This window comes from Novipirellula caenicola, from assembly GCF_039545035.1.
Taxonomy (GTDB): domain Bacteria; phylum Planctomycetota; class Planctomycetia; order Pirellulales; family Pirellulaceae; genus Novipirellula; species Novipirellula caenicola.
Window position 1 is genome coordinate 106,558 of record NZ_BAABRO010000003.1, and the last position, 19,019, is coordinate 125,576.

Here is a 19,019-nt window from a genome sequence, read left to right on the forward strand (position 1 = left end):
AGCTCCGTTCTGCGACGCGTCCTCCCCGTCGCATCCTTAGCCAGCCCTCATTCGAACATTTCGGCAAGCTGCTCGATGTACTGCAGCGCCTCTTCGGGTTCGTCCACCTCCGCTCCCGGAACACGCCCCGCTCGGTCGCAATCACCCAGCAAGCAAAGGTCTTCGAACCACGGGTGAGCGGCCAATCGTTTACGGCGTCGCGCCCCGATCGTACGGTCATGGATTTTGTGAGTTTCCATGTGATGTTGGATCAGCCAAGCGGTTCGTTCGCTAATGAATCCCTCGAGTGCTTCCAGCCCGCTGGCGACATGGTCGTCGGGATCGATCGCCTTGCCGACATCATGCAGCAGCGCCGCCAACAGAAATTCTTCGTCGTACGGCATCACGTCCTTGGCCAATGCAAAAACTTGCATGCTGTGAAACAACGCGTCGCCTTCGGGGTGATAGCGTGGGCTTTGCCGCACGTTTTCCAGCGGCACCAGCAGTGACAGAAATACGTTGCTGCGATCGGGACAGGCGTCCATCGACTGCAATTGTTCGGCTTGTCCGTTGACATCAACGTCGTGTTCCATCGCAATCACACGTTCAAGTTCGCCGATCCCAGCGCGTTCGATCGGTTTGCCCGTGATCGAGCTGCGGAAATTGAACCCCAGCAGCGATGGGTGGTACACCGTCAATTCCACTGGGAATTGGTCGCGTACGTGCAGGTGAGTAAACACACGCTGCTCGCCATTTTTTTCGACGCGTTTACGTTCCATGTGATAGTAAACGCCCTGCTCATCCAGCACGACCGCAATCGATTCAGGCGAAGCGGCGAAGACATGGATATCGATATCCGAGCCATTGCGGATGCTGCCGGTCAGCACGCTGCCGATCAATTTGGGGTGGAACGGAGCCAGTTTTTGCAGCCACCATGCTGCCCGCAGTCGCATCTCGAGCAGTCGCTGGGAATAACCCTGGTCGCCTTCGCTGATGCGAGCAAGCAGTTGCACCTGTTCGCGGATTTCCGCATTGGTGGGCAAGTCGGCTGGTTTGATCCAGCCTTTGTAGATTCGACGGGCTGCTTTTTGTTTGGCGTTGAAGTATTCACTGCATTCGCGCGAGTACATCAAGCGTGCCGCTTCCCAAGCAATTTGGCGGCGAAGTTTTGGCGATGACATTCAAAAGGTTTGGCGATGCAAACCGAGAAAGGTCGAGCAAAGAAGAGTTGGTTTACATTTTTAGTCTTCGTCGGTTTGCCTCGACTGTCAAGATCTTTTTTTCAAAGACGCACGGCGACCGCCGTATTGTTCCGCATCGTTAGGTGCTTCGTTGCAAGATTTTTCTGATTTTCGCGGTTCGAAGCCTTCCCCCTTCTAGTACTGGACGTCCTTGGTGATTTGAATTAGCTTTAGGTGGTCTATTATTTCACCGATCGCATGCGTTTCTGTTTGTTTTCAGAAGCTCCATTGATTCGCTTTTTCACAAGCGTTATCGGTGTTCGCCAGTGCCATGTTGGATGCATTTGGTTTCTATGGCACGTGGTCGGTTCATCCTCCTATTAAGAAAAGAGAATTGGAATATGTCTGTCATCTGGAATAGTCTTGCAATTTTGACAGTTTGTTTTTCGTTGGCCGTTGTGGGTTGTGGATCGTCCGAGGGAACGCGGCAGGCTGAGCCCGCACCAAACTTGGAAGCAGAAGCGGATGCACTGGACGAAGCACCATCGGCGCCCATCGAGCAGTAAAACGACCGCGTTTGTGCTGTAAAAGTCACATCCGCGGCGGTGGCATGACGTCGTCGCGGCATGGGGCGAATCAACGAGCTTTGCACCACCGATTCGCCACTCGGCGGTAACGCAACGATTGACCGCAATTATTGGAGTATCATGCCCAAGTCAAAGCGTTCTGCCAGCAAAGCTCGAAACGATGATGTCGCTCGCAAAAATATCGCTCGCAACGACCAATCGCGAAAGCAGGTGGTTGACGTGCAAACCGATTCGGTTGGACATCATCAGCAGAAGCCTCGGGTCAACGCGGATCGGTTTTTTCTTGGGGCGGTGCTTGTCGTCTGCGTTGTCGCGTTATTCTTGCGGGTCCTGCACGTTCTTGAAACGTTCGGCGTCCCCACGTCTCAGTCGCCGGTAGGTGATTCAGCAGGCTACCTTGCTTGGGCGAATGAGATCGCCGCGGGCAAATGGTTTGGTGAATCGACTTTCTATCAGGCCCCGGCTTACCCCTACTTTTTAGCAGTCCTGAAAACGGTCGGCTTTGAAAGTTTGACAATGGTGCGAATGGTCCAAGGCTGCATGGGCGCCGCGACCGTTGCTCTGATCGCGTTTGCCGGGCGGTGGTGGTTTACCCGGCGAATCGGGTTGACTGCTGCGGCGATGCTGGCCATTTATCCGCCGGCCATTTACTATGACACGCTGATTCAGAAAGCCGGCTTGGCGTCCTTCCTGCTCGCAGCATTCCTTGCCTGCCTCGCGTTCCTTCATCGCCGACGCCGCGTGGCGGTTGTCTACCAGGTTGCTGTGTTGGTCGGAGTCACGCTTGCGTTACTTGTGCTTGCACGTGAGAACGCACTGTTGTGGGTACCGCTTGTTCCCTGTTGGCTTTTGTGGGGGTTGCGCGGTGTTTCTTTTCGCGGCCGTTGCATCGCGACCGCGTGTTTTGGATGTGGTGCGGCACTCATTTTGTTCCCCGTCGCTGCGCGAAATGCCTACCTTGGCGGCGAGTGGTCTCCGACGACCTTTCAAGCGGGACCAAACTTCTATATCGGGAATCATCATGGTGCCAATGGGATCTATATCCCTTTGATTGCTGGCCGCGGCACGCCTGTTTACGAGCGATCCGACGCCGAGTGGTTGGCCGAGGCGGAAACGGGGCAAGAGTTGTCTCCCCGACAGGTCTCTCAATTTTGGATGCGACGTGCCTGGGCCGAAATTGCTCAGCATCCGATTGATTGGGTGCGGCTGATGGTGACGAAGTCCTTCATGTTGGTGAATCGATACGAAGTTCCTGATGTCGAAAGCATTCTGGTGTATCGCTTCTCGTCCACACCGTTGGCGATCCTCTTGTCTTGGTGGAACTTTGGCGTACTGTTTCCCATCGCTTGTTGGGGGATGCTGCTGAAGCTAAAGAACGGCCGCCGGCTTTGGCTGCTCTATACTTTGTTGTTGACCATGTCGTTGGCGATTGTCGGGTTCTTTATTCTCGGCCGCTATCGCCAGCCATTGGTTCCGCTGTTAGTGATTTGGGCTGCAATTGGATTCTGGGATGTCATTGGCCGCCTGCGAACACGGGATTGGCGGACCTTTGCTTACGCAGCATGCACGGTGCTTTCGGTGGCGGTCGTGTGTCATTGGCGGGTTCACGATGAAACCCGGTTGCTCGCCACCTCTTATATGAATGTCGGAGCCGCAGCGGGAAAAAATGGTGATATGAATGTAGCCATACAGTGGTTGCAACGCTCGCTACAGATCGACCCACAATCGGCGGCAACGTACTTTAACCTCGGACGCGCCTATTCTGCCGATGGTCGTCACCACGAGGCAATTGCGGCGTTCAGGCAAGCTCAGAGCATTGATCCGGAATTGACCTCGGTGGCGCGAGCACTTGGTGCCAGTTTAGAACGGATTGGGGATCGAGAGGCGGCGCTGCGGCAGTACATATGGGCCCTCCAAATTGACCCCTCGGATCAGTCGGCCGCCCGCGGCGTTCAGCGGATTTCGGGCGCGAGCCGCTAAGTTTCGCTCGCATTTCTCACGTCCGCGATGCAGCGTGGCGGAGCGTATAGAGCGGCGATGCAACCTGCTGCTGTATATAGAGTTCCAGCTTTTCGGTTTGACAGGGGATGGCTGTCCCACTAAGCTGTTCGCTAGGGACCGTTTTGTCGCTTTATCTCTTTGTTTGCGCAACGGTCAAGGTTCTTTTCTAGTTTTTAAGAGGGTCTCTTAATGAAGTTTCTTCGAGTCCGGCAAGGGTTCACCCTTGTCGAGTTATTGGTGGTCATCGCAATCATCGGTGTTCTCGTCGGTTTGTTGCTTCCGGCGGTTCAAGCGGCCCGCGAGGCGGCGCGTCGGATGCAGTGCAGCAATAACGTCAAGCAAATCGGCTTGGGGCTGCACAACTACCACAGTGCCTACGGCCGATTCCCAGAACATCTGGGCGGCACCTACATCAACCAAGATGGCGGCGCCAGGAACACTGACATCAGTAATGTGCGACGGCTCAGCTTTTTGGTTGGAATTTTGCCATTCGTCGAGCAACAAGCTCTGTGGGAGCAAATCAGCAATCCACTCGATGGCTATCCCGCAATGGGGCCTGGTCCGTGGAAGACGGGCTACAAACCCTGGACGACCGAGTTGGCGACATTCCGTTGCCCAAGTGATCCCGCCACCTCGACCGGTCTTGGTTACACGAACTACGCGGCTTGCGTAGGGGATGCGTCAAACATGACCAACATCGGCGGAAAGAACGAGGAAGGTTACTATCGAGACGACAATAGTTGGCAGCAAGGACCCGATAGTGACGAAAACTGGGTGGTCGAACGCAGTGGTGCCACAAAACGCGGCGTCTTTGTTGGTCGGCACTTTACAAAATTCCGCGACATTCTCGATGGCACCGCAAACACCATCGCAGTGGGTGAAATTGGTTGTTCGCTCGGCGACCGATCGGTCGTGGGCGACGTGTTGCGAGTTGGCGGATCCTTCTCGGGCGGTTCGCCCCATGAACCCGCCGCTATCGACAAGGACAGTCGTGACCCTGCACGGCCAAGTTTCCTAGTCGCCGGAAATACCTTTGCTCGTGGTAGCCGCTGGGCCGATGGCTATTTGACCTACTCGGGATTCCAAACGATTATCCCGCCAAACGGCGTGAGTGCAGTCGTTAACAACGATCGCGACGAAGGTTTTCTATCAGCAGGCAGCCGCCACCAAGGTGGATGTCATGTGCTGATGGCCGATGGGGCAGTGAAATTTATCACCGACAGCATCGAGTCAGGCAACCAGAATCAAGCGCCCGTCCAGGTGCGAGGCCCGTGGCCGCCATCGGGAAGCAAGAGCCCTTACGGACTGTGGGGGGCACTTGGCACCAAGGCCAGCAAAGAAGTGGAATCGCTCGAATAGCCGAGCGGCGATCAAGCCATTGCCATCGTGATGATGGCTTAGCGTGAAGATTGCTTAGCGTTACGATTGCTTTAAATTAATGAAACTTGGTCTTTCGAGGCCAAGTTTTTTTTGCGCGATGCCGGAATCGGTTTCTCGCCAGTCGTGATGATTTCGGCGGAGGGTTATTCCGATGCGGACGATTCCGAGGCTGTCGAACGAAGGTAGGTTTCCGTCGCCATCTCGTCGATGCGAACGTGGTGGTCACGAAGCGGTGGGAACAATTTTCCTGCTGCGGTTTCAAACCTCAGCTTTTTGGTGTTGCGAAGTGGCATATGGCAATCGATACAGTTCTCTGTGATTCGATCGCCAATGGATTCCGCCATGCCGCATTGTTGAGGGGGGTGGCACTGAATGCATCGCTGCGAAAAAAGCTGCATGTCACCTCGTTCCAATTGGTGCGGGTTATGGCAATCGGCGCAGGTCATCTCTGATGCTTGGAAGCACTCGCTCCGCGATAATCGATTGAGTTGATTGCTGGTGTGAACGCGGTTGTCATCCAGGTGCGCCTTGCTCATATCAAAATGGTCGGTAACACGATCACCCGGACGAAAAGCGAAAGGCGTCGTTTTTCGGGGGGCCGTTCCCGAGTGGCACTGTCCGCAAATGTCAAGTTGCTGTTGACGTGTCAATTGTCGAGGGTTCGTGATTGCCTTTGCTTCACGCGAATCAGGATGCGTTTGATGAAAAGTGACATGCTCGCGTCCCGGACCATGACAACGTTCGCACGATATCCCCAAAATAAGTGACCCAGGCGTGTAGTGATTGCGTTCTTCGCGAAAATCAGCGTAGGTCGTATGACACTCGACGCATCGCGAGGGAATGGGGCGTGCATACGCTGCATCACCATCGACATACCCTGGGCTGTTCACCCAATGGTCGGGATCGGTAAGGTAGGTGACGTTGTGCTGATACAGTTGGTCGCCGTGCCAGTAAAGATAGGACTCGCCCATCTTGGCTGACCCAAACACGATTTGCATCGGTACCTCAAATCGCCATCCGTAGAAATTGACTCTCTGGTACAGTTGGTCATCCCGCTGGACCATGTGGAACGTCACATTCGGTTCGCGGGTCGTCATCTTGTTGCGGCCTTCGCTGAAATCCCCGTGAACCGTTTCAGGCGTTGCCAATCGACTGGTTTGAAAATGTGCGGTGTGGATGAACGAGTCAAATTTTTCCGCGTGGCATTCACGGCAGGATTGTGCCCCCATGAATCCAGGGTTTTCATTCACGGGTTCTGTATTGGTGCTGGTCTTCGCGATCTTTCCCGGGGCGAACGGAATTTCGACCCCCACGTCCGCGCGAGGGTAACCGACAAACCAATACCCATCTTCTGCGACCCACGAGCTTAGAAAGTCGTTGGGAAGCGGTTGTCCGAGTCCTCGATCGGCGGAGGCCGCCAGGTCGAAATCGCTCGATTGGATCGATTCGCTTGGTTCAGCGATAGCGAGACGCTTCTCACGCTCGATGAGTTGCTGAGCTTGTCGATGATCGCCGTTGTCACGCTGCATCCAAAGGAAGGTCGGTATCACGATGATGCCTAAAACGACGACGATCCACTTGCGTTGCAATTTGAAGCTCCTCAAAAATTCAATGTTCGGTTCGTCCGGCTGCTCAACGCGATTGCTCTAGTGAGAAACGTCGTCATGTTGGGGTGTTTCAAAGCGGCGGATGATTGGATTGTACGGTACAGCCGCACGGTGCTCCACGTCACTGTGATAGCGAGGGGAACGTCGAGTTTGTCTGACGCTCATTCTTATTGTTTTCTAACCTCCCATTTTTTAACCTTGCTCCCCTTCGATCGGCACTAGCACGCGTGGGACGATTCGCGGGCGTGAGCCGCCGCAATACGACCTAGCTCGGACAAAGAGGAGGTTAGAAAATGGGAGGATAAAAAATGTAATTGTGGTACCGTCGACGTGCGATCCAGTTGATCTGCATCGCCAACAATGAAGCCGCCTTCATCGTGATCCACCGGTCAGTCTTCCCATCTTCCTACAAAAACTTTACCGGTGGTGCAGGGGATCCGGCGCATCGCAGCAACAAACCTATTGGCACGATGCAGCGCAAAATAAGCAGCGAGGGATCGGCCCTGCCTAACAAATTCTCGTCTACGAACCGCTTGAGTAGAAGATTTTGGCTTGGTTGAGCAGCAATTCATTGACGGCAACGTGTTCGACCGAGGTTTCCGGTAGTGAGTCGAGCAGCAACTCGCCGGTGGGCTCGATGGTGATCGGGCCTGCATCGGTTTCGTTCGTCGTTAGTCGCGAATAGACGGTCGCCGTTTCCGGCCCTCGTGCGTAGCGGATTTGATACAGACTCGATTCACGATCGTAATGCGTTTGAATGTTCGCATCACTCAATAAACCTGATGCTCGCCACTGCTTTCTCAGCTTGATCAGCGATTGGTACCACTGCAACATGCTTTGGTTTCCGTTCTCTCGTGATTCCAGTTTCGAGGACCGGAACGCGGCCTCTTCGGTCGGCAATAGGCCTTCGGACCAATCGTGCTGTGGATACTCGAGTCGTCGTCCGTTGACCACAGCCTGTTGCAGTTCCGCGTCGGTAAAATCGACGAAGAATAAAAACGGCCGGGTCGAGGCAAATTCTTCGCCCATGAACAGCATCGGAATCGCCGGCGTCAAACATAACAGCGCCGCCGCCGACTTCTGTGTCGCAGGTGAAGTCAATTGATCCAGTCTTTTGGCTAGCGGATGGTTGCCGATGAAGTCGTGGTTTTGGATCGAATAAACCAGTCCATGGGTCTCGGTTCGCGTATCCGGCGTCTGTCGGCTGCGTGCCTTTCGCATCGTCCCTTCAAAGACAAATCCTTTGGATAGCGACTGAGCCAAGTCGGTTCCCGAGCGATAGACGCGATTGGAAAGTTGCTCACCCGGACGCACCACGGCAAACACGCTGTGCAAAAAATCGTCGCACCACTGGGCATCAAACCCGATCCCGCCTTCGGCAAGCGGTCGATTCATCTCGGGATCGTGCACGTTGGATTCGGCGATTAATAGCGCGTCTCGGTTTGCTGCTTCGGACCAACGCCGTACCGCCTCGCTCATCTCGGCGACGATGTGCGGGTCGCTGTCATCGCGGGTGCAGTGAATTGCGTCGACACGGAGCCCGTCGATATGAAATTCGTCAAGCCAGTAGATCGCGTTGGCGATCACGTAGCGGCGGACTTCGCTGCCCCACTGCGGATCATCGAAATTTGGCGCATCGCCCCACGGCGTGCCGTGTTTTGCGGAAAAGTAGGGAGCAAACTCACCCAGATAATTGCCTTCGGGACCAAGGTGGTTGTAGACCACATCGACGATCACCGCCAATCCTTTTTGGTGGGCCGCATCGACAAGCTGTTTCAGATCTGTCGGCGTTCCATAATTGTGGTTCGGTGCGAACCAATTCACGCCATCGTAGCCCCAATTCCAGCGGCCCGCCGCATCGGCCAGCGGCATCAATTCGATCGCCGTCACGCCGAGTTCGACCAGTTCATCCAGTCGCTCGATCGCACTGAGAAAGGTGCCCGAGGGTGTGAACGCACCCACGTGCATTTCGTAAATGATCAAATCGTCTCGCTTGACCGATTGCCACTGCGAATCGGTCCAATCGAACGCAGGGTCGACTACTTCGCTCGGTCCATGCACCCCGAGCGGTTGATAACGGGACACAGGATCAGGCCGCTGTGGACCACCGTCACAGCGATAGAAATAACGCGTTGATGGACCACAATCCTCGACAAGTCCCACGTGGTAACCATCGTCATTTTTTTGCAATTTAATTCTTCGGTCTTGCTCGACCAGCTCGACTTCGACTTGGTCGCGCTCGGGCGCCCAGACGACAAAGCGGGTCTGGTTGTTTCCGACCAGCGTCGCACCGAGCGTTTGGTGGGGGGCAGTGTTTGCCCAGTCAATAAGTGAGGATTCAAATTGCGAAGATAGCGAATGTTTCATGGTCACAATGGATCAAGTGCAAGAGAAAAACGGTTACACTGCGGCTACTAACTTCGATCGTCAGTTTCCGCGATGCAATCCCCTTATGTTTACGACTTTGGTTCACAGGTTCCTGTGCGGCAGCCTGCTCGTTTTGCTGGCGGTTTCTGCACCCCACTGTTCTGCCGCCGAGCCCGTTTCCACCACGATGCCAGCGAAAATTCGCGTCGCGACATTTAACGTTTCTCTGTATGGCACAAAGCCAGGCGAGGTTTACGAGCGGCTGATCGATGGACGTGATCCCCAAGCAATCAGGCTTGCAGCAATTGTGCAAACGGTGCGCCCCGATGTATTGCTGGTAAACGAAATTGATTACGAGCCCACCGCGGCAACCGCTCGATTGCTGGCCGAAGAATATTTTGCGATCGCCAAATCGGGCCGCAGTTCGATCGAGTATCCCTACATTTACGCAGCACCGAGCAACACCGGGATCGATTCGGGATTGGATTTGAACGGTAACGCCACTCACGGCGAAGCCACCGATGCCTGGGGTTACGGAGTCTATCCTGGGCAATATTCGATGGCGATTTTTAGTCGCTTTCCGATCGACCAAAAAAACATCCGCAGCTTCCAGCATTTCTTGTGGTCCGAATTGCCCGCCGCCAAGCGACCTTGTGATCCCGAAACGCAAAAGCCGTATTACGAGGACCGTGTGTGGTCAAAACTGCGTTTATCGAGCAAAAATCACTTGGATGTGCCGATTCAAATCGGTGATGCCACGATTCATTTGTTGGCAAGCCATCCGACGCCGCCGGTGTTTGATGGTGCCGAGGATCGCAATGGTTGCCGCAATCACGATGAGATCCGATTTTGGCTGGACTATATCGACAACCCGGACGCGGTCTATTTGCGAGACGATCACGGAAATACCGGTGGATTGGCGACCGACGCCGCCTTTGTGATTGTTGGCGATTTGAATGCGGATCCAGCCGACGGTGACGGACGCCAAGACGCGATCTGCCGCTTGCTGGATCATGTTCGAGTGCAAGATCCCCAGCCACGTTCTACGGGGGCTGCGGAGCAAACCGCAAAAAACAACGCCAATGCCAAGCATGTCGGTGATCCGGCGCTGGACACCGCCGACTTTGGCAGCAGCGGTCATTTCCGCGTCGACTATGTATTGCCCAGCAGTCAATTGAACGTGATCAACGCGGGCGTGTTTTGGCCCCGGCGCCAAGATCCGCAGCGTGAACTGATTTCGGCAAGTGACCACCGCTTGGTGTGGGTCGAAGTCGAGGTGCCTTGATGCGTAAACGTGTCCTGTTGATGATCAGTTCAATGCGTGGGGGTGGCAGCGAACGGCAAACACTGCTGTTGCTGCGGCATTTGGATCGAGCACGATTCGAACCACATCTGTACGTGATCGAGCGAGCGGGCGACTTGATGTCGGAAGTCCCTCGTGATGTTCCAGTGCATTCGTTTGCAGACGTCCAGCGGCCGAGCCAAGTCTATTTCCCCGGTCGTATTTTGCGTCAACAGATCGCTCATCTGCGAGAGCTGTTGATCAAAGAAAAGATCGACGTGGTTTATGATCGCACCTTTGCAATGAGTTTGATCGCGGCACCGGCCTGCCAACGACTGGGGATTCCACGGATCTCGACGATCGTCAGCCCGCCTGATCGTGCGCTGCCATTGGTCGAAAAACGTTTTGTTCGCTGGAAACGATGGCGATTGTCATCTGCCTATCGCCAGGCCCGCACGGTGGTGGCCGTCAGCCGAGTGGCTGCTCGGTCCGCAGAAAAGTATTACAAGCTGTTTCCCGATTCCGTCACGGTGGTGCCCAATCCTGTCGATCGCGATGATCTGCTTTTGAAAGCGGCCCACGCCACACCGCATCAATCAGACCACGTCACGATGGTCTGTGTCGGGCGGATGACCTCGGAAAAGGGGCATGCGGATTTGATTCACGCGGTGGCGCATGCCGAGGCGGATTGGCCCGCGGGGGTTCCGCTGCTGCGGCTCGTGATGGTCGGTGACGGACCGCTGCGATCGGAACTGCAGCAATTGGCGACTGCGAAAGTCAAGCGTCATCGCATCGACTTCGTCGGAGTCGACGCAAATTCGGCTGCTCATATCGCCGCAGCGGATGCGCTCGTGTTGCCGTCGCGATTCGAAGGGATGCCCAACGTGGTTTTAGAAGCGATGGCCCTTGGGACTCCTGTAATCGCCACGCGTGCCGGAGGAACGATCGAGTTGATGGATCAAGAGCCAACGATGTTGATGGCCGATCCCGGTAAACCATTATCGCTAGCCAGTGCCATTCGCGATTTCGTCCGCGATCGTGAAGCGGCGAAGTTGCGAGCCAATACGGCACTGCGGTACGTCCGCGATTTTCATGATGTGAATCAAACGACGCGGCGAATTGAATCCTTGTTTTCGTCGTGATGTCGATTCATTCCAACTTCGCCATTTGCTTGATAGTGGCAATGAATCCATCGCGGTCTTTGGGCGAGATCAGGTAGTCACGCTTTGCCGTTTGAATTCGGACGCGGCGAAGCGATAACGCCGGAGCACTTTTCAAACTCGACGATTTTTCGATCGTTTGAATCTCGGCGATCGGAATCTGGTAACACAGGATTCCGCATCGTATCGAGACCGCATCTTCGAGAATCGTATAACGACACGGGACGACAAAAATACCTTGCACAAACAGCGTGGCCGCGCCGACTAGAAATAACAGCGACGCGTCCCCAGGTCGTCCTTCTAGTATCAAGTAAACGCCAATCACCGCCGCCACGACAGGCGAGAGCATCAGCAGCATCAGTAGCCACAGATCGATCGCCGACTCGTATCGAATTGGCGTTTTTATCGCAGAAGAAGATTCGTTCATTGCGGTCGAGGGAGCTTTTTCTTGGTTTTCATCATCCAGAACGCCGGTCATGTTTCACCGCTGTGCCACTTGTGAGAGGATGGGGGCCCAGCTTGGTACGCCCGAAGCGGATGTCAATGGATGGTCGATGCGAGCGTTGCGACGACCGTCCTCGTTCGGACAGTCCTAAATTCTGCACGCTCAAGGTTTTTTCAGCAACCGTGACGAACTCAAACACTTCCACGAACGGTCCAGCGGCTTCCTTCGATCCGCAGCATGACGCTCGTGCCGGTTTGCCATGGGCGTGGTGCAATTTGTGGCGAAATCCGTTTGGTGAGTTGACGCGAGAAGAGCGGGCCGAGTTGGCGGTGGTCGATGTGGCGGAGTTGGCGTCGCATGTGCAAGGATCGCAGCGGGCACTGCAATTGATTGGCGAGTGTGGTCGCGGAAAAACGACGCGAATGTTGGCACTGCTGCGTCATTTTCCCGATGCCTCGTATGTTTATCTCGACGAACAGTTGCCCTGTGGTGCGATCGCCGAAGGCGTTCCGCTGTTGATCGACGAGGCTCAGCGGTTGCCACGAAAGGTCATGCATCGTGTCTTTGCCACCGGATTGCCATTGGTGTTGGCGACCCATCGCGATTTGACTCGACCACTGAAAAAAGCAGGGTACGGTGTCACCACCTATCGTTTAGGTGATACAAATAACGCACGATTGGTTGCCGAGTCCGCGAATCGTAGAATCGAGGCCTCTCGTTTAGGGCCTGGTCCGATCCCCAGATTATCAATACGGGATGCGGATGCGTTGGTATCGCGGTTTGGAAGCGATATCCGCGGCATCGAAGGTTACCTCTACGATCAAGTTCAACACCAGGTATACAGCGATGGCGAAATGCGATTTATCGATTGAGTTAGCCGAGGGGGCCAACTTTCTATACGAGGGAGGTGGCACCGTTCGCGGCAAGGTTCGCGTGAACGTCGACCAGGACGTCAAGTGCAGCGGATTGATCGTCGAATCGGTTTGGAAGACGCATGGACGCGGCAACGTGGCCTCGGGGACGTTCGCCAGCACGACGTTGTTCCAAGGTGAATGGGTGGCCGGCCAAGTCGTCGAGTACCCGTTTGAATTGCCTGTGGGCGATTGGCCGCCCAGCTATCACGGGCACTATTTGAACGTCGATCACTACATTGACGCACGGGTGAAAATCCCTTGGGGATTTGATCCGAAAGCCTCAGTGCCGATTCTGATGCGTCCGACCTGTGGACCCGAAGCTGCCGTCACGAAAAAGCCAGCGAACCGATCCGTCTTTGCCGGGATTTTTATCGGCGTGTTCATGTTGGTTTGGTGTTCGGGATTCATGTTCTTCATGGTCCAAAACCCCTTTTCGCTGATTTGCGTCGGTATCTTTCCGCTGCTAATCGCCATCGGCTATGCGATTAAGGTCTTGTTGCCGAAGTATCTATTGGGCGAGGTGGTCTACGAAGTCTCGCCCACCGTGGTGGCGCCTGGGGACCAGGTCACAGGCGAGCTAGTGCTTCGCCCTCGCAAGAACGTCAACATCAATGCGATCACGTTGAATTTCGAGGCTCGTGAGGTTTGCGTCAGTGGCAGCGGCAGCAACAAAACAACGCATAAACACGTTTTCTTTGAACGGGTGACCGAGCTGCAGTCGGCGACGACATTGGCGGCGGGCCAAGAACGTCGCTTTCCCATTTCGGTCACGTTACCCGAGGATGCGCCGTACACGCTCGATTTGCCGAGCAACGATTTGATTTGGGCGACCACGCTTCGCATCGACATCCCGCGTTGGCCCGATTGGTCCAAAGAGATCGCACTGCAAGTGTTGCCATCGGGCAAACCGATGGAACGTCCGGTGGCATCGATGGGGCTGCCGGCCGCACGCGACAATGCCGATGGGATCACCTTTGCCGAGACCGCCAATCATCTGTGGTCGCTGCGGGACGAGCCTGAGCAACTCGCCACACTCGTCGATGCCGTGACAGGGCTTTCGTTTCGGATCGAAGCATTTGTCGAGCGACGGTTGTTGTACGCGGGCGACGAAGACCCGCACGTCTTCAAAGACGGTTACGCCGTGTGGGCTCACTACGGTGACCCACCTTTGCCGTTGGTGTTGTATGTCCCCCATCAATTGGCCGACGATTTCGAACAGGTTGGACGCGATCGCTGGGTCGGCCAAGGGACGATCGTCGGTTGGGACGACCGTCATCGTCGGTTGCAAATCAAACTGGATACCGAATAGCTCGAGGCCGCGAGCGGTATCCCCGGCGAACTCAATATTCGCCTGGCAATTGCCCGTCGTTGCGGAGCATCAGATTCAGGAAAACGCCAATGTCGATGGTGTCGGTGATCGTTCGCGAGGAACCATCGCAGAGTCCGATGTTCACTGCACTCGAGTGGAAGCTGTAGGGTTGGCTCTTGTTGGTGTGATTGAGCGCACGGTAGGTCCCGCAAGTATCAATCGTCGCTTCCCAAGCAGAGGTTTTGCTGCAATCCGTTGGGGTGTCGGGGATCGACGGAGTTGACGATGTCGAGATGCCACGATTGGAGTTCGACGTGTCCGCGGTCATGTTGTCTGCTTTGTAAGCACGCATTTTGACTCCATCGCCACCGCCTGCCCACGTCAGTCCCGCGCCACCGGTCGTTGCCGCTATCCGGCCTCGGACAAATAATTCGGGGGTCCCGATGCATTCGTAGTACATCAACGTATGGCTCATTCCATCGGTGATGTCACGTGCTTTGCCGCCTTTGTTATTAGGGTTGCGGTTTCGTGAGCCCGAAGCGGGAGTCATGGCCGTACTGAATTGCATCTGAGGTTCGCCGCTTTGGTAATACAGTGGGTGGCCTTCGGGGCGAAGCGAGGGGATCCGCGGTGTTGTGTAATCGGCGACGCCCATGACGATATCGTCTTCGAATAGCGTTCCCGAACCGGTTCGGCTCGGACATTGAAACACGCCTAGTTCCGTGCCCGCTGCCTCGGTTAGCAATGGCTTGTTACTCCAGTCGGTTGTAATCACTCCGTTGTAACCCCATTTGTATTCGTCGGCTGCAGGGTTATCAAAGTTGGGATGTTTGGCAGCGCTAAATGTTTCCGCCAGTTCACGTTGTTCGACAAACGCCAAGATTCGCCACAGCGAGCCTGTTCGCGAGTAAGGGTAATGGCCAAACGTATGCTCGAACATCGACATCCCCAACGCAATTTGTTTGACGTTGTTTTTGCATTGAATTCGACGCGCGGCTTCGCGTGCAGCCTGCACCGCAGGCAGCAACAGCCCAACCAAAACGCCAATGATGGCAATGACAACAAGAAGCTCAACGAGCGTGAATCCGCGACGCGACGACGATGCGGCAGGGGCGTGGGTAGCCATAGGTAGGGTCCATAGAGAGGGAGTGTCAGACGGAATGATGTTCGCCACCGGCGTGGGGAACAAAACGATTGGGGGTCTGGCTGGCTCTACAGAATGGCTGGCTTGACGGGTCTTTTGAGAATGGTTCTCAACAAGGCATGGGCCGAAGTTTACTTGTTCGCTTTTGGCGAGTCAACCCGTTGCATCCGGATGCTCCCGGGATTTTCCTTCGTCGGGTTATGGTTGACGAGGCGGATTGGGGAAACGCCGTGAAGCATCTTTTTCCTTATAGGGTTTGTGCAAGTTCGACGTAGCGAAAGTCGCCAAGACTTTCGTTCCATGACGCTTATCGCCGAAACGCTTGACGAGATTCCGTTACGGAATACTGCACAGCGTTAGGTATCGGCGGCTAGGCACTGTCTGAGAAGGCATTGGCGGCGGAAACTTGGTAGCGGAATTCGTGAAGAATTTCGATTTCCCAATGGGTTATGCCATGCAGCCGAAAGGATTGACGGGCAGTTGATTTAGTGAAGTTTCGTGCGGCAAGGGTAGTATGATGGACTTCCTCGTCCGTCAATGGTGGATTCGACGGACTAGGAAGTCCGTCGTACGACTCAATCAACAGCCCGCCCGCGACTTCCGCTACGGTTTTCAGACAGAGCGTAGGAGGCCCCGTCGGTTTGCGAAAACCTGCTTTCTAGCTTCGAGCCGGATCGTCAACGCGTAGAATGGAAGAAATCCGGATGGGCAACGCGAGGTGGCGTTTGTGCCACCTTTTGCGATTGGATTCCTCCCACCGCGACTCGTTTTCCGGATTCGGACGTAGGCTGCTCCCCCCTTCTTTTCTTGGAGAAATCCGATGCAAGCGACTCTAAAGCTCGTGCTGCCGCTGGCGATTCTAATTGGCTTTAGCCAGCAAATGATTCCTGTCGTTGGCGCCCAAGGTGTCACGATCACGATCGAAAAAGACAAGGATAAAAAGTCGGATTCCAAAACGTCCGATTCGAAAAAGAAGGCTCCCTTTTCAGGGACTCGGCCTTCGGTCGACGTGGCAATACTGCTTGACACATCCAATTCGATGGACGGTTTGATCGGGCAAGCCAAAAGTCAACTTTGGAATATCGTGCAAGAATTCGCCAAAGCCAAGAAGCGAGGCAAAACGCCACTGCTTCGCGTCGCCGTGTTTGAGTATGGCAATTCAGGTTTGCCCGCCAGCGAAGATTACATCCGCCAAGTCGTGAAGCTGACCGATGATTTGGACAAGGTTTCCGAAGCGCTTTTCGCGCTCCGCACCAATGGCGGTGACGAGTATTGTGGCGCAGTGATCAAGGAAGCGATCAAGCGACTCGATTGGAGCAGCGAGCCGAACGCCTACAAAGCAATCTTCATCGCCGGTAACGAACCGTTCACGCAAGGCTCGGTTGATTACCGCTCGGCTTGTAAAAAGGCAATTGGTGCGGGCGTTGTCGTCAACACGATCCACTGTGGCGACTATCAACAAGGTATCAACGGGAAATGGAAAGACGGCGCCGATATTGCCGAAGGCGAGTATTTGAATATCAATCAGGATGAGAAGGTCGTGCACATCAAGGCACCGCAAGACACGATTATCATCAAACTCAATAACGAATTGAACAAAACGTATCTATGGTATGGATCCAAGAGCAAACGAGAGAGTTACGAATCAAATCAGGCATTGCAAGATCGCAATGCCAGTGGTTTCGGCGGTCTCAGTATCCGTGCCGCCACGAAATCCAGTTCACTGTATCGCAACGTGGGGCGTGATTTGGTCGACACTTATGAAGAAGATGAGGATGCGATTGCCAAGATCGACGTGGTAGAACTGCCTGAAGAACTTCAGTCGCTCTCGCCTTCCGAACGGCTCAAACGCGTCGAAGCGATGTCAAAACGTCGCGCCGAGATCAAGGCCAAGTTGGCGGAGTTGAACAAGGAGCGTCAAGCCTATGTCGCGGCCGAGCAAGCCAAGTTAGCTGAGCCATCCGAAGAGGCCACGTTCGGAGACGCGTTCTCGGGCACCGTGCAAAAGCAATTGGAAGCATCGGGTTTTGAACTCGAAAAATAGCAGGATGCCCTGCAGCGAGCCTCCTTCCCGTAGCGAAACTCGCCAAGAGTTTCGTCCACCCCCTAGCCACGTGGCATCTCCGTTCCCTAGCCTGCGTGTCGGGCAGGACCCAGGTTGGACGAGTTGAACTTATCGCAAAAAAACGCGGTGGATTCGACGAAATGGAATGGGGGATGTGGAGTGTGAAAAATCCCACCGCGCGAGACACGACAACCGGAGGTGGTCGGACCGATGGCTGACGACGCCTCACGCGGCAGGACAAAAGCAGACAAGCGTTAGTCTCCGATCGCGACAATTCGCGATGGATTTCCGCCTACCGAAAATCTTTCCAAGACACGATGTTCGACTAGCGAGATCAGCGAAAGGGTTCCATCGGCTGGATTGCTGATGATCACTTCACGCCGGCTCGGCAGGACGACTGCCTCGTGATGGCCCGAGTGACCTTCGATTAGATTGCCTCCGATCGAAAGATCCGCAGCGACGGTGGCGTCGGAGCAATCTTTATCTGCATTCGGGTCGAGATCGACAATCAAAAGGCAATCATCCGCGGGCGACAATTTGTTTTCACGAAACATGATTGCCAATCGCTTGCCGCCGCGAGCTTTCACCGCCAAGGGCGTCGTCAACGTCTCGCCATCGGCTAGTTCGATGGGGAGCGTCGCCACCGTGGGATTGTCGCTAGCCGCGTCGATCCAGCAAAGCCGAGCATCGTTGCCTTTGCCAGCGGTAAACAATACAAGTTGATCCAGGTTTGCAAAAGCTCCGGTGCGAAGCGGAGTGTCGTCGGCGTCTTTGCCGAGCGAAAGGTGGTTGACCACAATGGAATCCGCCGTCGAACTGAGATCCAAGTCCGCGTGAACCCAGCAGATGCCGTCGCTTGGCGCCAGGAACACTTTGCCTGAATTGACGGTCGCCCCGTGCAGACCTCCGGTGGGACAGTGGATCGAGTACCGTTTGCCTTCGTTATCACCGAGTCCGACGACGTCGACGCGTCCGGAATCGTCGCCCTCGCGATCGATCCAGGTGGCATAGACCACTTTGTCTTCGATCGCGGCGAGCGTGATGTGCCCATGGCCTCCTTCGTGGAACGTCGTGGCCGTTTCTAGGCTTTTTGCTTTTCGTAAACGTGACGCATTGGTGATGGTAAATCCATTATTGCTGTCGTTGGCTAGCACGAACGATTTTCCATACTTGTAAACGTGTGCGGGGTTGCCCTGATCGGTATCGATCCTGGTGTGCATCACGCTTGGTTGGTGTTTCAGCCGCACGTGGGAATGGTCGCCGTGGGATTCTTCGACCGCGCCCGAGTCGATCGCAATCCAGCCGCTACCAACGGTGCCTGCGGCATGGTCGTGAATGCCCAGCACGATGATGCCCGCATCCGTTTGCATCTGCACCAGCATTTGCTCGGCGGTGTCCAACGATGGAAAATCGGGGATGGGCTGCGGCTGCAGCGTCCATCCTTGGGCGTACTTTTTCAGGTCGCCGTAGTTCACGGCAGCGTCGTGGTTGTCTTGCCAAAACAGCCGAGCGACGGTTCGGCCCTCGGCGTTTGCGGTTGCCGTCGCGATTGTCGGGATCAAGCAAGCGCCGGCCAATTGTAGTAGGGTTTTCATGGT

The 19,019-nt window shown here is 55.1% G+C and carries 13 protein-coding genes; 7 read left to right on the forward strand and 6 right to left on the reverse strand.

The window, feature by feature from the left end:
* Positions 1-47: 47 nt before the first annotated feature.
* Positions 48-1,160, reverse strand: a complete 1,113-nt coding sequence (locus tag ABEA92_RS07900; RefSeq protein ID WP_345683277.1) for an HD domain-containing protein — start codon at positions 1,158-1,160, stop codon at positions 48-50.
* A gap of 626 nt (positions 1,161-1,786) precedes the next feature.
* On the opposite strand from ABEA92_RS07900, the gene ABEA92_RS07905 reads away from it, so the two are divergent.
* Positions 1,787-3,727, forward strand: a complete 1,941-nt coding sequence (locus tag ABEA92_RS07905) for a tetratricopeptide repeat protein (protein ID WP_345683278.1) — start codon at positions 1,787-1,789, stop codon at positions 3,725-3,727.
* A gap of 210 nt (positions 3,728-3,937) precedes the next feature.
* Positions 3,938-5,107 (forward strand): DUF1559 family PulG-like putative transporter, encoded by a 1,170-nt coding sequence (locus ABEA92_RS07910; protein ID WP_345683279.1) that lies wholly within the window; start codon positions 3,938-3,940, stop codon positions 5,105-5,107.
* A gap of 164 nt (positions 5,108-5,271) precedes the next feature.
* Here the strand turns inward: ABEA92_RS07910 and ABEA92_RS07915 are convergent, their stop codons facing one another.
* Complete coding sequence (locus ABEA92_RS07915; RefSeq protein ID WP_345683280.1) at positions 5,272-6,717, reverse strand: multiheme c-type cytochrome; 1,446 nt, start codon at positions 6,715-6,717, stop codon at positions 5,272-5,274.
* Positions 6,718-7,257: 540 nt separating this feature from the next.
* Positions 7,258-9,102, reverse strand: coding sequence for a malto-oligosyltrehalose trehalohydrolase (gene treZ, locus ABEA92_RS07920; protein WP_345683281.1), 1,845 nt, complete (start codon positions 9,100-9,102; stop codon positions 7,258-7,260).
* A gap of 97 nt (positions 9,103-9,199) precedes the next feature.
* Here treZ and ABEA92_RS07925 point away from each other — a divergent pair, with 97 nt between their 5' ends.
* Both ABEA92_RS07925 and ABEA92_RS07930 read left to right on the forward strand, forming a co-directional pair.
* Positions 9,200-10,387, forward strand: a complete 1,188-nt coding sequence (locus tag ABEA92_RS07925; protein ID WP_345683282.1) for an endonuclease/exonuclease/phosphatase family protein — start codon at positions 9,200-9,202, stop codon at positions 10,385-10,387.
* The gene (locus ABEA92_RS07930) at positions 10,387-11,526 is read left to right on the forward strand and encodes a glycosyltransferase (RefSeq protein ID WP_345683283.1); all 1,140 of its coding nucleotides are present in this window, start codon (positions 10,387-10,389) and stop codon (positions 11,524-11,526) included. Before ABEA92_RS07925 ends, ABEA92_RS07930 begins: the two co-directional genes overlap by 1 nt.
* Positions 11,527-11,533: 7 nt before the next feature.
* Here the strand turns inward: ABEA92_RS07930 and ABEA92_RS07935 are convergent, their stop codons facing one another.
* On the reverse strand, positions 11,534-11,971 hold the full coding sequence (locus tag ABEA92_RS07935; protein WP_345683284.1) for a PH domain-containing protein: 438 nt from the start codon (positions 11,969-11,971) through the stop codon (positions 11,534-11,536).
* A gap of 200 nt (positions 11,972-12,171) precedes the next feature.
* On the opposite strand from ABEA92_RS07935, the gene ABEA92_RS07940 reads away from it, so the two are divergent.
* Positions 12,172-12,861 carry a hypothetical protein gene (locus ABEA92_RS07940; protein ID WP_345683285.1) on the forward strand — a complete coding sequence of 230 codons (690 nt, stop codon included), beginning with the start codon at positions 12,172-12,174 and terminating at the stop codon, positions 12,859-12,861.
* Complete coding sequence (locus ABEA92_RS07945; RefSeq protein WP_345683286.1) at positions 12,836-14,212, forward strand: sporulation protein; 1,377 nt, start codon at positions 12,836-12,838, stop codon at positions 14,210-14,212. Before ABEA92_RS07940 ends, ABEA92_RS07945 begins: the two co-directional genes overlap by 26 nt.
* A 31-nt stretch (positions 14,213-14,243) precedes the next feature.
* Here the strand turns inward: ABEA92_RS07945 and ABEA92_RS07950 are convergent, their stop codons facing one another.
* Positions 14,244-15,338, reverse strand: a complete 1,095-nt coding sequence (locus ABEA92_RS07950) for a DUF1559 family PulG-like putative transporter (RefSeq protein ID WP_345683287.1) — start codon at positions 15,336-15,338, stop codon at positions 14,244-14,246.
* An 838-nt stretch (positions 15,339-16,176) separates the two neighbouring features.
* On the opposite strand from ABEA92_RS07950, the gene ABEA92_RS07955 reads away from it, so the two are divergent.
* The gene (locus ABEA92_RS07955) at positions 16,177-17,400 is read left to right on the forward strand and encodes a vWA domain-containing protein (RefSeq protein ID WP_345683288.1); all 1,224 of its coding nucleotides are present in this window, start codon (positions 16,177-16,179) and stop codon (positions 17,398-17,400) included.
* A gap of 275 nt (positions 17,401-17,675) precedes the next feature.
* Here ABEA92_RS07955 and ABEA92_RS07960 read toward each other — a convergent pair whose 3' ends face one another.
* Positions 17,676-19,016: a hypothetical protein gene (locus tag ABEA92_RS07960; protein ID WP_345683289.1), complete on the reverse strand. Its 1,341-nt coding sequence runs from the start codon at positions 19,014-19,016 to the stop codon at positions 17,676-17,678.
* Between the last annotated feature and the right edge of the window lie 3 nt (positions 19,017-19,019).